Raw genomic sequence first — 14,590 nt, 5'->3', positions numbered from 1 at the left:
GCTTAGGCCAACTGCTTATTGATAAAAGAACAGAGAAATACCAGCAAGGGCGGCAAGTGTGCCTATGATACTTTGCTTTGACACCTTCTCCCCTTTCAGCGCATAAATCACCAAAATAAAGACCGGGCTGGTCGCTATCAACGTTTGTGCAATCGCAGGGTTAGCATTCTTCAACGCCACTTGTTGAAGCCATAGAGCGAGAAACGTCCCGACAAAGATTGCTCCTAGTAACCACAGTTTATCGAGCTTGGTCATTTCCCATAAATCTCTTTTTATCGATGAATACGGCTTCTTTTCAACGAAAGGGATAATCAGCATCACAGCAAACACGCCAATCGTCAGGCGAATCAAAGCACCTAACAATGGTGGGATATCACCCGCCACTAACGCGTAATGAGAAATAACCACACCAGATGCCTGACAGACACTCGCCACAAGCCCATAACCAATGCCACCCCACTGCGCTTTGTTATTCGATTCACCGCTCACCGATTTTGATGGCTGGAAGACAACGAAGGTCACCGCTAGTGTTGTAATCACGACACCGAGCCAACTTTGCACTGTCAATACAGCGCCCAGGAACATTAATGCCAGCACACCAGAAAGAGGCGGGGCTAAAGATTCCAGTAACAGCGTCTTATTGGCACCGATTCTTTTCAACGCCGCAAAATAGGCGCTATCTCCAATCGCAATGCCAATCACACCTGAAATTGCCAATATCAGAAAATGGTTGGTACTCAGTTCAAACTCCGGCATCGGAATAAGAGGCATCACCAGCAACATCATCCCTGACGCCACTATACCCTTAACAATGTTCAATTGCATCGCAGAGAAGCGATGACCAAACTGTCCATAAATCCATGTCGCACACGCCCACACAATTGCAGCGCCAATGGCCGCCAATTCACCTATATACATCCGTATTTATCCCTTGTGGTTATGCACGTCATTTAGAATCGTAGCTGTCATCATTTCAGCTGAAATACCAACCAGAAAGCCGAAATAGCCTCTTCAAACGCGATGAAATTTTATAAGATTCATCAATGCTTTTATTCGCATTAGAAGCGACAACACATTATTTTCAACTCGGTAAATCATTTTTATAACAATTACTTGGATGATAGCGTAGTATATTTATAACTAATATCTAACATTACAAGGATCTGTTATGTTTTTAGACTACTTTGCGCTCGGCTTACTTATTTTCGTAGCATTAGTAATCTTTTACGGCATCATCGTTATTCACGATATTCCCTATGAAATTGCGAAAGAACGCAATCACCCTCATCAAGATGCTATTCACGTCTCAGGCTGGGTTAGCCTATTCACTTTACATACTATTTGGCCATTTCTTTGGATTTGGGCAACATTATGGCGCAAAGATCGTGGTTGGGGCTTCGCTAAATTAGAAGAAGAACAACACGATATTCATCATCGCGTCGATATTCTCATCGATCAAGTGAGTACTCTTCAGGAAGAAATCGCACAGCTCAAGCAAGCAGGTGCTGAACAAAGCAGTCCAGAGAAAGAGACAAACAACGTTCAAGATCAGGAGGCTAAGTAATGGATTTACTGCTGATAATGACCTATGCGGCACTTTGTATCACCATTTTCAAGGTGTTCAATATACCGCTAAATAAATGGACAGTACCTACTGCCGTACTTGGAGGTGTGATCATAGTAGGTACCCTAATTCTACTAATGAACTACAACCATCCATTTACACAAATCGGTAACCAAGTTTACTCAACAACGCCAGTCGTTTCAGGCGTTAGGGGTAAAGTTATCGAAGTGCCTGTAGAAGCAAACAAACCACTGAAGCAAGGGGATATTCTTTTCAAAATCGACCCAGTTCCATTCGAAGCTGAAGTCGCAAGGTTAGAAGCTAAGGTAAAAGAAGCAAGCCAAGGTGCGCTTGGAATGGAATCTGAAGTGGTTGAAGCAGAGGCTGCAAAAATCAAAGCCATCGCGGAAAGAGATAAAGCTCAACGTGAGTTTTCTCGTTACAAGCGCGGTTACGACAGTGGCGCTTTTACCGAGCAGCAATTGGATACTCGCAGACAAGCTTACAAAGCATCGGAAGCGGCCGTGAAAGTTGCAGATGCAAACCTAGAACAAACAAAGATCGCCTTGGACTCTGAAATAGGTGGCGAGAATACAGCGGTTTTAAGCTTATTAGCTGAATTACGTAAAGCTCAGTTTGATTTAGAACAAACCGTGGTTCGAGCTCCCACTGACGGATACGTTACGCAACTAGCATTACGCCCAGGTGTAATGGCAGTACCACTTCCTTTAGCTCCCGTGATGACGTTTGTTCACACTGAAGCTCAGTTCTATACCGCTGCATTTAGACAGAACTCCTTACAACGCCTACAACCGGGTTACGAAGCTGAGTTCCTGTTTAGAGCATTGCCAGGAAAAATATTTAAAGGACGTATTGATGAAGTGATTCCAGCTATTGGTGAGAGCCAATTCCAAGCTAGAGGCGCGCTTCTAGGTACTGATGCGTTGCGTACTAGTGGTCGTGTGTTTGTTAAATTGAGCATCACTGATGACCTGTCTGACTACCATTTACCTATGGGTACCGCGGTTGAAGTTGCCGTTTATTCTGACAGCTTCACCCACGTTTCAATCATGCGCAAGGTCCTTATTCGCATGAAGAGTTGGCAAAACTATCTATACCTAGACCACTAAACGATCAAAGGTACGTGACGAACCCGCTTAACACATTGTTAAGACGAATGAAAAAGTCAGACTCGCTCTGGCTTTTTTGTTGCTGGATTAACCGTAAAATTACGCTTTTTACACGATATTTAGGTGTTCAGATGGAATTTTAGACATCTAGACACTTACCTTCCCTCATGGAAGGGTTCTACTGTATAATGCGCGCCTTATTTTTTATATTTGCCCAAAAAACGTTCTCATTGAGACGCATATTAATAATGGCGAATATTTATTCTTTATTTTGCTTTATTTTTCAGAATTCGAGGTTATCTATGAACTTTTCAGCTAAAACAGTGGTCGTTATCGCCATTGGCGCGGCACTGTACGGCATTGGTGGTTTACCTATGTTTGGTGTCCCAGTGTTTGCTAACACGACATTGAAACCAGCAATGGCAGTTCTAGCACTGTTTTCTGTTTTGTTCGGCCCTATTGTTGGCTTCTTAGTTGGCTTTATCGGTCACTGGGTAACGGATCTGTTCGCAGGCTGGGGTGTGTGGTTAACTTGGGTTTTAGGCTCAGGTATCGTAGGCATGGTTATCGGCTTATTCCCGATGTTGACCAAGAACCGCCTTCAGCAAGGTGAGTTGCCTATGAAGGACTTCGCGCTGTTTGTGGTACTTGCCCTTGCCGGTAATGTGGTTGGTTACGGCTGCTCTGCATTCCTAGATACCATCCTATACGCAGAACCGTTTACTAAAGTCTTCACTCAGCTGTCTATCATCGCAGCGGGTAACACCGTTCTGATCGCTGTTGTGGGCTTCCTGATCCTAAAATCAGTCGCTAAACGCAACAAACAAAGCCGCAACCTGACTGAGGCATAAGCGATAATGACTATAGCATTTTCGAACTTCTCTTTTAGATATGAGTCGCTGGATAAACCGACGCTAAAAAATATCAATCTAAGGATAGAGAAAGGAGAGAAAATCGTCATTATTGGACCAAGTGGTAGTGGTAAATCTACCCTAGGTCAATGCCTTAACGGTCTGATTCCTCATGCTATCAAAGGTGAGGTGACTGGCTCTCTAGAGATCAACGGTAAGAACATTTCTGATTTTTCTATGCACGACTATACCGAGCAGGTTGGCACAGTATTACAAGATACTGATAGCCAATTTGTCGGTTTGAGTATTGGCGAAGACATCGCATTCGCACTGGAAAATCAGTTAGTGTCGAACATTGATATGTACCCTCTGGTTAAGTCGACAGCAAAAATGGTCGACTTAGCTGATATGCTTGATCGCTCGCCACATGATTTATCCGGCGGCCAGAAACAACGCGTGTCATTAGCGGGCATCTTAGTTGATGACGTTGACATCCTGTTGTTTGATGAACCTTTGGCTAGCCTTGACCCGAAAACGGGTAAAGCGACTATCGAAATCATCGACCAACTTCATAAAGAAACCAACAAGACTATAGTCATCATCGAGCATCGCCTTGAAGATGTACTACATCGCGATATCGATCGAGTGATCTTGATGGAGCGCGGTGAAATTGTCGCGGACATGACACCCGATGAAATCTTAGCTTCTGAACTGCTTGAAACACACGGTATTCGTGAACCACTTTATTTATCTGCTCTGAAGGCAGCGAAAGCACCTTTGACCAGTGAAGATAAGCTATCAAACCTCAAAGCTCTCGATTACAAAAGATTCCGCCCTGCGGTTCAGGCTTGGTTTGCAGAGCGCCCGACTCCAGTTGCCGAGAAGCAGTACCAACCTTTGCTTGAGGTCCACGGCCTGACTTACTCTTACGATGGTGAAAAGAACGCTCTCGAAGATGTCAGCTTTAAGATTGGTAAGGGTGAGTTCGTTTCAATCTTAGGCAAAAACGGTTCAGGCAAATCTACCATCACTAAACTCATCATGGGTGTGATCGATGCCGATTCAGGCTCTTCCTATCTAAATGGTGAAGACCTATCTGAGCTTTCTATCTTTGAAAGAAGCCAGAAAGTCGGTGTCGTGATGCAGAACCCAAATCATATGATCTCTCATCATATGATTTTTGATGAAGTTGCATTCGGTCTGCGTAATCGTGGGGTTGCAGAGCAGGAAATCAAAGAGAAGGTGGAAAACGTTCTTGAGCTGTGTGGCTTGAGCAAGTTCCGCCACTGGCCAATCGAAGCGCTAAGCTACGGTCAGAAAAAACGCGTAACGATCGCTTCTATCTTAGTATTGGAGCCAGAGCTTCTGATCTTGGATGAACCAACAGCGGGTCAAGATTACCGCAACTACACCTCAATGCTGGCGTTTATCCAAAAGCTTAACCGCGAGTTAGGTATCACCGTCGTGATCATTTCACACGACATGCACCTTGTTCTAGAGTACACCACACGCTCAATTGTCATTGCTGACAGCAAGCTGATTGCCAATGCCGCGATGACGGAAGTATTCAGTCAGCCATCGCTGTTAGAACGCGCAAATCTTTGTACCACCAGCATTTATGAACTCGCGACTATGATGAAAATCGACGACACCAACGCATTCATGCAGTACTTCATCGACTACGAGAGAAGCGCTCAATGAACGTATCAAAAGTAAAATTCGGCATCAATTACATTGATACAAAATCACCGCTTCATGCACTTAACGGCATCACCAAATTTGCGCTCTTCTTAGCTTGGGTAACCGTGGTCTTAACTACGTTCGACCTAAGATTGATTGCACTGCTTATTGTGACTGGTTTATACCTGCTAAAGCTGACCAATGTGCCTGTACGCGTATATAAGCCTCTGTTATTGGGTACGGCGAGTGTATTGAGCCTAAATGCTTTGTTCATGTATCTGCTGGCTCCACAGCAAGGTACTGAGCTCATCGGCAGCAAAACCTTATTGCTGACATTGCCGGGTAACTACTCGTTGAGCCAAGAGACTCTGTTTTACTTGGTTACTGTGACGCTCAAATACATGAGCATGTTCCCGATAGCGTTGATTTTTGTCTTCACAACGCATCCGACTGAGTTTGCAGCTAGCCTCAACCGTATCGGTGTTCCTTACAAGATCGCATATGCGGTCAGCTTAACACTGCGTTACTTGCCAGAAGTTAAGAAAGACTTCATCAATATCATGCATGCTCAACAGGCTCGTGGTGTAGAGCTCTCAAAGAAAGCGCCTCTAATTACTCGAATCAAAAATGTGGCTAAGGTTCTAGGCCCGCTCATTTTCTCTAGCTTGGACCGAGCAGACGAGATCTCTAACGCAATGACGTTACGAGGTTTTGGCCGACACAAAGCTCGCACTTGGTATAGCTATGCACCTTTGAAACGTATCGACTTTGTTTGTTTAGGTGTCATCGCTTTTATCGTGGTGTTAGCCATTGCGAAACGCATTCTAGAGCCGCAGTTATTTTGGTATCCGTTCTAGTCATCTGAATTAGCATAGATAAACAAAGACTTTAAATAACACACCGCTCAATAGGGCGGTGTTTTTGTTTATGCCAAAATCTGATTGATAATTGAACCAATGACACAATACTGACTATATTTAACGATAAATTGACCAGTTATTTACCCTTGGAGTTTGAGATTTAATTCAGAAGCTCTTAATATACTCGTTTACAGAATGTTACACTCAATAGAGATTTGTAATGGCTCGAATTACTCAAGTACAGAAACTAGAAAATCAAAAAAACTACGATGAGATCGTACTAAACCTTTTTCTGGCTGAAGGACATGAAGCACTAACTTATGCAAGGATTGCTCAAGAGATTGGCATTAGTTTAACGACGCTTCAGGGCTATTATCCGTCGACCCGCGCTATTCGCTCAGTACTTCACGAACACATGCTATCGATCGTTATAGACAGTCTAGACTTTTCATCGGAAGCGCTTTTTATCCAATCTTGGCAAGCCGCTCTAGATAATGAGCAGTTTCGATACGTGATTAAATTGATGTTTTTCCATGCTTCGCAAATCAAGAATCCTGAGCAATTTAACCTCAGCTCGAACGGCGAATTTCGTGAAAAGATGTTGGACAGTTTCGGCAACAACTCAGTTCGAATCCTTGAAATGGTAGTCGGACGCTCAATGTTCTATCTCACCAACTTCAAGTAACGCTAACCAGCTTACTGAAATAGAAAAAGGGAACCCTAGGGTTCCCTTTTTTAGACTTTCAGAAAAGTGAGCAGCGATGACCTGCTCAACTTATAGACCTAATTTAGCTTGTAAAAAACGGTCGATAACGGCGGCAAACGCAGCTCAATCGATGTGTCTAGCCCTTCGCTCTCTACAGATTCAATCTCAGCAGTCTGCTTCACTTCAAAACCGCTGCCTGCATAGTCGACAGAGTCTGTATTCAACAACAATGCGTATTCACCTTTTGCAGGAACACCTAAGCGGAAATGCTCGTGAGGCACTGGCGTAAAGTTAGACACTATCAATACTCGCTCACCAGATTCACTGATGCGCTCGTGCGCAAGAATGCTCGCTTCAGCAGAGTCCTGTAGACGCCATTCAAAGCCTTTCGGATCAAAATCAAGATCGTGCATTGCAGCTTCAGAGCGGTACAGATTGTTCAGGTCTTTCGTTAAACGCTGAACACCTTGATGACGCTCGTAATCCAGCAAAAACCATTGCAGCTGGTCGTCATGGTTCCATTCAGCCGTCTGACCAAATTCTGCACCCATGAAGTTCAGCTTCTTACCTGGTTGCGCATACATGTAACCCATATAAGCACGTAGGTTTGCCGTTTGCTGCCATTCATCACCAGGCATCTTGTTGTGGATAGAACCTTTACCGTAAACCACCTCATCGTGAGATAGAGACAATACATAATTCTCACTGTGTGCGTAAACCAGTGGGAAGGTAATCGTATCGTGGTGATATTTACGGTTGATTGGGTCTTCTTGAATGTAAGACAAGCTGTCGTGCATCCAACCCATGTTCCACTTAAAGCCAAAACCTAAGCCGCCCATAAAAGTCGGTGCTGAAACACCAGGGAAAGCCGTTGATTCTTCAGCAATCGTCATCGCATTCGGAAAGTGTTTATACACTTCTTCGTTCATCCACTTAAGGGTTGCGATAGCGTCGTAGTTTTCGTTGCCGCCATCCGCATTCGGGATCCATTGGTCATGGCTACGCGAATAGTCGAGGTACAACATCGAAGCAACCGCATCAACACGGATGCCATCAATGTGGAATTGCTCGAACCAGTACAGTGCATTAGAAACTAAGAAACGACGAACATGCTCTTTGCCTAAATCGTAAATGTACGAGTTCCAATCTTGATGCCAACCACGACGTGGATCTGGATCATGGAATAATGGCGTACCATCGAAGTTTGCTAGGCCGTGATCATCACTTGGGAAGTGAGCAGGAACCCAGTCCAGAACAACGCCAAGACCCGCTTGGTGACATTGATCGACGAAGTATTTGAAATCATCTGGAGAGCCAAAACGGCTAGTCGGTGCAAATAGACCTACAGGCTGATAGCCCCAAGAACCGTAGAATGGATGTTCTGAAACTGGCATTAGTTCAACGTGCGTGTAGCCAAGATCCGTTAGGTATGGGATCAGCTCTGCCGCAAGCTCGCGATAATTTAAGAATTCACCTTCAGCGTTACGCTTCCAAGAACCTGCATGCAATTCATAGAACGAAAGCGCTTCTTTGCGCTTTTGCGTTACCGGGCGATTTTGCCATTGAGTATCTTGCCACTGGTAACGAGCGTGATCGTAAGTTACAGATGAGAACGATGGGTATTGCTCAGAGTAGAAACCCCATGGGTCAGCTTTGTGTGGTAAGCCTTCGCCATTTGGTCCTTTTAATTCAAACTTGTATTGAGCGCCTTCTTCCAGTTCAGGAATGAATAAGCCCCACATACCGTAATCTAGGCGTTGCATTGGGTGGCGGCGACCATCCCAAGCGTTGAAGTTACCCACCAAGCTTACCGCAGTTGCATGCGGTGCGTACACCAAGAAACGCGTACCTGAAATCGTCTGTCCATCACGCTCTAGCGTAATAAACTGAGCCCCCATGTGATGATACATATCTTTCGGTGTATGAAGATCTTCATAACTCGCGTACAGATCGTGGTACTGGTAAGGATCATCGATGATCTGTTCTACGCCAGCCCAATCAACCGCAAGCTTATAGTGAGTAAAACGTAAGTCTCTCTCTTGCTTAAGAATGAAACCACTTTCACCCTCTCGCGCTAACTCAATACGAGGTTCCTTTCCAACAATCAACTCGACTTTATCTGCCCCAGGAATCCACACACGTAATGCACCTTGCTCAGAAGGTAGGTATGGCCCTAAAAACGCGAATGGGTCTGTGAAACAAGCCTGTGATAGTTGGGTATATATTTGTTTTTGCTTTGAAATCGAACTTAGTTCCAAAACGTTTCTCCCTAACCAAACATCCAAAAAACATAATACAAAAATGCCCGCTATTAGTGCGGGCAATATAACGACGGTTTATTCTACCAGATGAGCATTCATTATTGAGTGACCGAGGTTGTAGTTTCGTACGGCGTAAGCAAAAAACCACCTAATTTCAAGTCACTCACGTCATTACTTAGCGGCTTTTTCTCGAACGTCAGTCAGCTTAGAAGCGATACGATTAACGCCTTCGTGAGCAAATATTTCGTCCAAGTTCATTGATAGTTTACGACGCCAGTTAGGGTATTCATCAACCGTGCCAGGAATGTTTACTGGCTTGTCCATCTCTAGCCAATCTTCTAGCTGAACGCTCAGTAGTGTTGAACCACCAGCCGCTACGTGCAGTTGAAGTGCCTCAGCAAGGTAAGAGTCCATCGGTACTTGGCTCGCATCGCGGCCCACACCTTCTGGTAGGAAACCATGCCATGCTACTGAATCTAAGATACCTTGCTTGCACTCTAGGCGGTCATCGAACAAGGTTTCTAATTGTTCTGCATCTGGGTATAAGCCAATCTCTTGGCCCATTTTCAGGTCATCACAGTGCCAGAAGCCACGAAGCGTTGGCATATCGTGAGTACACAGTGCCGCCATCGATTGTGATGCGTAGTGTTTTGGTGAGATGAAACCACCGTCATCTTCTGATGTTTCGAAGAAGAACACTTTGTAAGAGTGCACGCCAGCATCTGCAAGGATGTCGACAATCTCATCCGGTACCGTTCCTAAATCTTCACCGATAACGCTACATTGGTAACGGTGAGATTCAAGCGCCAGAATAGACAGCATATCTTGTACTGGGTAGTAGATGTACGCGCCCTTAGTTGCGTTCTCACCCTTTGGAATCCACCACAAGCGCAGTAGACCTAAAACGTGGTCGATACGCAGTGCACCACAGTGCTTCATGTTCGCACGAAGTAGCTTGATGTAAGCGTCGTAGCTTGTTTCTTGAAGCACTTCTGGGTTTAACGGAGGTAGACCCCAGTTCTGACCCAAAGGACCAAGAATATCAGGTGGAGCACCAATGCTCGCATCCATCACTAGGTTGCCTTCGTCAGCCCAAGTCTCGCTGCCTGAATCTGCAACACCTACCGCTAAGTCACGGTACAGGCCAACAGCCATGCCCTTCTCTTCTGCAAGAGACTGTGCATCGTTGATCTGGCAATCTGCTAGCCATTGCAGGTACATGTACAGATGAACGTTTTCTAAGTTCTCTTTGATGTATTTCTGTGTCGCTGGGCTGTCGAATGTACGGTACTTCTCAGGGAATACCGGCCATCCCCACATGCCAGAATCTTCTGCATGCAGTTCACCATGTAGAGCATCAAACGCCGCTTGATGCATCAGGCTATCGCCACCCTCTTCTACGAAGGCTAAGAACGCTTGTGCACGGTCGCTGTTTTTGTCTAGATGACGAGTCTTAAATTCTGCGAATAGCAGAGGCAAGATGCTCATCTTAAGCTCAGACACTTCGGTGTAGTTTACCCAGTGTGCTTCACGCGCTTTTTGTAGACGCTGTTGGAACTCTGCGCTGCCGACTGTTTGTTGTGCTTCTGCACTTAGTGCAAATTCAGGAACTGAACTCACATCAATGTATAAGATGTTCAACCAGCGACGAGAAGATGGGCTATATGGGCTCGCACCTTCAGGGTTCGCAGGGAACAATGAGTGAATTGGGTTTAGACCAACGAAGTCACCACCACGAGAAGCGATATCCGCAACAAGCTGTTTTAGGTCTCCGAAATCACCAATACCCCAGTTATGCTGAGTTCTTAGGGTATAAAGTTGAACACTGGGTCCCCAAAGCTTTTTGCCTTGCTCGATTGGTGACTGCTTGAAACACGCTTTTGGCGTAATAATCAGTGTCATCTCGTAAGGCTTCTTACGGCGCTTACGGCTCACAATGAGCTTGTGATAACCCCATGCCAAATCACTTGGCAATGCAAACACTAAAGGGCCACCCTCGGCACGCTCGTCACGAATGACTTGAGATTGAAGATAGCCTTCAAGTACCTCTCCTTGCTCGGTTTCTAAGCGCCAGCTGAACTCACTTTCACGAGCACTTACACCTAGATTAAGCGCCACTTCTACTGGCTCACCGTCACGCAAGACAAGAACTGGGTCTAGTACATCTTTTTTGTGTTTTCTTTCTGCTGACTTAAGCAGTGCATCATCGCTGCTTGTATCGTAGCCCAACGAAGCCAATAGAGACGTGATCGTCTCGTCTGATACTTGTGCTTCATCGCCCCACGCACTAACGTAACTGTCGGCAATGTTTGCCATTTCTGCGACTTGTTTTAATACGGTCTGTTCTTTCATCGCTCTCTCCGAAAACGTTCTGACGCTTTCTATTTTGTAGGGTTGTTAATTTAATTTTTACTAATCAATTAGCTTGTGACAATCGGTTTGTAAGCAGCTTGTTTATAAACGAAACCTTTAAGCCTTTCGTTTGCTCACAAGCTAATTGAGCCAAGGCAGAAACTGCCTTGGCTACTTTGGAAGTATTAACGGTTAACCGCTTCAAGTTTCCAGATGTTGTTCACGTAGTCGCGGATAGAGCGGTCTGATGTGAACTTACCAACCAATGCTGTGTTAAGAATTGCTTTCTTAGCCCAACCTGCTTGGTCTTTGTATTGCGTGCCCATGTCTTCGTGCGCTTTCACGTAAGATGCGAAGTCAGCAAGACATAGGTAAGGGTCACCACCGTCTAGCAGGCTATCAAACGTTGCACGTAGAAGGCCTGGTTGACCTGGAGTGAACTCATCGCCAGTCAGTAGGTCTAGAGATGCTTTCAGTAGTGGGTCTGCATTGTAGTAGTCGTATGGGTTGTAGCCTTGAGCTTTCAGAGCTTGAACACCATCAACGTCTAGGCCGAAGATGTAGATGTTTTCATCACCCACTTCTTCACGAATCTCAACGTTTGCACCATCCATCGTACCGATAGTTAGCGCGCCGTTTAGAGCCATCTTCATGTTGCCCGTACCAGATGCTTCTTTACCCGCTAGTGAGATTTGCTGAGAAACGTCTGCTGCAGGGATGATGATTTCAGCCATGCTTACACGGTAGTCAGGAATGAATACCACTTTCAGTTTGTTACCGATGCGAGGGTCGTTGTTGATCTTCTCTGCAATCTTGTTAACCGCGAAGATGATCTCTTTCGCTAGGTGGTAACCCGGTGCTGCTTTCGCTGCGAAGAAACATACGCGTGGCTCACACTCGAAACCAGGTTCGTTAAGAATACGGTGGTACAGAGATAGAATGTGTAGCAAATCTAGGTGCTGACGCTTGTATTCGTGAAGACGTTTGATTTGAACGTCAAAGATAGCGTTAGTATCTAGCTCGATACCCATGTTCTCTTGAACCCAATCAGCTAGGCGCTGTTTGTTTTCTTTCTTAACAGCCATGAATTCTTTTTGGAATTTCGCGTCTGTTGCAAACTTAGCGATGCCTTCTAGCTGCTCAAGTTTTGCTGGCCATTCAGTGCCGATCTTACCCGTGATTAGCGCAGATAGACCTGGGTTACAGAACTTCAACCAACGACGTGGCGTGATGCCGTTCGTTACGTTAGTCAGTTTACCTGGGAAGATTTCGTTGAATTCAGGGAACAAGTCTTTCTTAACCAGTTGAGAGTGAAGCGCAGCTACACCGTTTACTTTGTAAGAACCAATCACACATAGGTTTGCCATGCGAACCATACGGTGGAAACCTTCTTGGATGATAGAAAGCTTCGCTTGCTTCTCACCATCACCAGGCCACATCTTGCGAACTTCTTGCATGAAGCGGTGGTTGATTTCAAAGATGATTTCCATGTGACGTGGAAGAAGACGGTTGATCAGTGATTCAGACCAAGTCTCTAGTGCTTCAGGAAGTAGTGTGTGGTTCGTGTATGCGAACGTATGAGCACTGATTTCCCATGCTTGGTCCCAAGATAGACCTTTCTCGTCAATCAAGATGCGCATTAGCTCAGGAATCGCAATCGTTGGGTGCGTATCGTTAAGCTGAATCGTTTCTTGCTTAGGCAGATCTTCTAGAGAGAAACCTGCTGCTTCGTGACGACGTAGAATATCGCGAACAGACGCTGCTGAGTGGAAGTACTGCTGCATTAGGCGCAGAGTCTTGCCTTTCTCGTGGTTATCGTTCGGGTAAAGAACCTTAGTGATGTTACCTGCATCGATTAGCGAGTGTTGCGCTTCGAAGTAATCACCGTTGTTGAAGCTTGCTAGTGAGAATGGTGCAATTGCCTGACATTCCCAAAGACGCAGCGGGTAAACTGTGTTTGACTCGTAACCTACGATAGGTAGATCCCAAGGCATTGCTTTCACTTCCATACCTGGAACCCAAGTACGTACTTCTTTACCGTCGATGAATTCAACTTCTACATGACCGTAAAAACCAATGTGTTGTGCTAGTTCTGGACGAGCCACTTCCCATGGGTAACCTTCAACACCACGCCATGCGTCAGGTGCTTCTTGTTGGCGACCGTCTTGGAAAGACTGCTTGAATAAACCGTATTCGTAGTGAAGACCGTAGCCTACTGTTGGGTATTCTTGAGCGGCACAAGAATCCATGAAACAAGCAGCTAGACGACCAAGACCACCATTACCTAGTGATGGGTCACGTTCTTCTTCTAGAAGGTCAGTTAGGTTTTGACCTAGCTCTTCCATTGCATGAGTGATCTGTTCGTATAGACCCATGCTGATCAGGTTGTTACCTGTTAGACGGCCAATCAAAAACTCAAGTGATAGGTAGTTAACGCTCTTCGCGTTCTTAATTTTTTCGTCATTTTCAGTTTCTAACAGATCAAATGTTGTGAGTTCTGCTAGCGCACGCCCCATTGCTAGGTACCATGCGCGGCTATCTGCGTTTTCAATCGTTGTTGCGTAGGTTGCAGATAAATGTTTCTTAACACTCTCTTGGAATGACACTTTATCGAAAGTTTTTTGCTGAGTTGGTTTCATTTCAGAAATCTCGCTTTTAATAGTTCTAATTCATCTGTGACATATCGTGCATGGTCACCATAAACTAAACATCCTCCCGCTAATGCAACTGACTAGGAGTAGATGGGAGGGCGTAGGGGGCGTACCGACTTAGGGTTAGTGATCTGACTCTCATGTTCTGACTGCGAACAAAAACTTGGAGTGACTAAGATCACAAGCTCCCGTTCGATAACTTAACTTCAATTGATGTGACTTTTATTTAACCCATTTAAAGTCATTGCCAAATCTGAGTTTCAGATCACGAAAATAATTTCCAACTCTCATCTTTTGCATTGATTCCCGTGTAGGGATGAACGAAGTCACATTCACAAACCAACCCACAACGTGAGCAAAGTCTCAAATAAAGGGCGTAGACACCCAAAAACATGCAGGAGTGCAAGGTTTCTGAGGAGGATCGTAGTCGGTAACGTTTGGCTTCACGTAATATGAGTAAAGACTTAAGTAATTAGGCTCATGTCATTGGAGTGCACTCAACGATAGATTGGGATATTCCAGAACATAGCCACGG

At 45.2% G+C, this 14,590-nt stretch carries 10 protein-coding genes; 6 read left to right on the top strand and 4 right to left on the bottom strand.

Features of this window, described 5'->3' with window-relative positions:
- Nucleotides 1–15 precede the first annotated feature (15 nt).
- Nucleotides 16–918, bottom strand: coding sequence for a DMT family transporter (locus tag A136_RS01755; protein ID WP_017064246.1), 903 nt, complete (start codon nucleotides 916–918; stop codon nucleotides 16–18).
- A 250-nt stretch (nucleotides 919–1,168) separates the two neighbouring features.
- On the opposite strand from A136_RS01755, the gene A136_RS01750 reads away from it, so the two are divergent.
- From A136_RS01750 to A136_RS01725, 6 genes are all read left to right on the top strand, one after another.
- The gene (locus tag A136_RS01750; RefSeq protein ID WP_017064245.1) at nucleotides 1,169–1,564 is read left to right on the top strand and encodes a DUF3302 domain-containing protein; all 396 of its coding nucleotides are present in this window, start codon (nucleotides 1,169–1,171) and stop codon (nucleotides 1,562–1,564) included.
- A complete protein-coding gene (locus tag A136_RS01745; protein ID WP_017064244.1) occupies nucleotides 1,564–2,694 on the top strand; it encodes an HlyD family secretion protein in 1,131 nt (376 codons plus the stop codon). The genes A136_RS01750 and A136_RS01745 overlap by 1 nt, the downstream gene beginning before the upstream one ends.
- A 302-nt stretch (nucleotides 2,695–2,996) precedes the next feature.
- On the top strand, nucleotides 2,997–3,545 hold the full coding sequence (locus A136_RS01740; RefSeq protein WP_017064243.1) for an ECF-type riboflavin transporter substrate-binding protein: 549 nt from the start codon (nucleotides 2,997–2,999) through the stop codon (nucleotides 3,543–3,545).
- Between the two features lie 6 nt (nucleotides 3,546–3,551).
- Complete coding sequence (locus A136_RS01735) at nucleotides 3,552–5,246, top strand: ABC transporter ATP-binding protein (protein ID WP_017064242.1); 1,695 nt, start codon at nucleotides 3,552–3,554, stop codon at nucleotides 5,244–5,246.
- Nucleotides 5,243–6,082 (top strand): energy-coupling factor transporter transmembrane component T family protein, encoded by an 840-nt coding sequence (locus A136_RS01730; RefSeq protein WP_017064241.1) that lies wholly within the window; start codon nucleotides 5,243–5,245, stop codon nucleotides 6,080–6,082. Before A136_RS01735 ends, A136_RS01730 begins: the two co-directional genes overlap by 4 nt.
- Nucleotides 6,083–6,305: 223 nt before the next feature.
- Complete coding sequence (locus A136_RS01725; protein ID WP_017061871.1) at nucleotides 6,306–6,770, top strand: TetR/AcrR family transcriptional regulator; 465 nt, start codon at nucleotides 6,306–6,308, stop codon at nucleotides 6,768–6,770.
- Nucleotides 6,771–6,868: 98 nt separating this feature from the next.
- Here A136_RS01725 and glgB read toward each other — a convergent pair whose 3' ends face one another.
- From glgB to A136_RS01710, 3 genes are all read right to left on the bottom strand, one after another.
- Nucleotides 6,869–9,049: a 1,4-alpha-glucan branching protein GlgB gene (glgB, locus tag A136_RS01720; RefSeq protein WP_017064240.1), complete on the bottom strand. Its 2,181-nt coding sequence runs from the start codon at nucleotides 9,047–9,049 to the stop codon at nucleotides 6,869–6,871.
- A gap of 174 nt (nucleotides 9,050–9,223) precedes the next feature.
- On the bottom strand, nucleotides 9,224–11,404 hold the full coding sequence (gene malQ / locus A136_RS01715) for a 4-alpha-glucanotransferase (protein WP_017064239.1): 2,181 nt from the start codon (nucleotides 11,402–11,404) through the stop codon (nucleotides 9,224–9,226).
- 185 nt (nucleotides 11,405–11,589) lie between these two features.
- Entirely contained in the window at nucleotides 11,590–14,043 is a 2,454-nt protein-coding gene (locus tag A136_RS01710) for a glycogen/starch/alpha-glucan phosphorylase (protein WP_017064238.1), read from the bottom strand.
- Between the last annotated feature and the right edge of the window lie 547 nt (nucleotides 14,044–14,590).

Source organism: Vibrio crassostreae 9ZC13 (assembly GCF_000272045.2).
GTDB classification, from domain to species: Bacteria; Pseudomonadota; Gammaproteobacteria; order Enterobacterales; family Vibrionaceae; genus Vibrio; species Vibrio crassostreae_C.
This window is presented reverse-complemented; position numbering and strand designations above follow the sequence as displayed.

Bases quoted from the DNA above. Each gene is read 5' to 3' on its own strand.
- A136_RS01725 (WP_017061871.1), top strand. From the start codon at position 6,306: ATGGCTCGAATTACTCAAGTACAGAAACTAGAAAATCAAAAAAACTAC.
- A136_RS01750 (WP_017064245.1), top strand. From the start codon at position 1,169: ATGTTTTTAGACTACTTTGCGCTCGGCTTACTTATTTTCGTAGCATTA.
- A136_RS01730 (WP_017064241.1), top strand. From the start codon at position 5,243: ATGAACGTATCAAAAGTAAAATTCGGCATCAATTACATTGATACAAAA.
- A136_RS01710 (WP_017064238.1), bottom strand. From the start codon at position 14,043: ATGAAACCAACTCAGCAAAAAACTTTCGATAAAGTGTCATTCCAAGAG.
- malQ (WP_017064239.1), bottom strand. From the start codon at position 11,404: ATGAAAGAACAGACCGTATTAAAACAAGTCGCAGAAATGGCAAACATT.
- A136_RS01740 (WP_017064243.1), top strand. From the start codon at position 2,997: ATGAACTTTTCAGCTAAAACAGTGGTCGTTATCGCCATTGGCGCGGCA.
- A136_RS01735 (WP_017064242.1), top strand. From the start codon at position 3,552: ATGACTATAGCATTTTCGAACTTCTCTTTTAGATATGAGTCGCTGGAT.
- A136_RS01745 (WP_017064244.1), top strand. From the start codon at position 1,564: ATGGATTTACTGCTGATAATGACCTATGCGGCACTTTGTATCACCATT.
- A136_RS01755 (WP_017064246.1), bottom strand. From the start codon at position 918: ATGTATATAGGTGAATTGGCGGCCATTGGCGCTGCAATTGTGTGGGCG.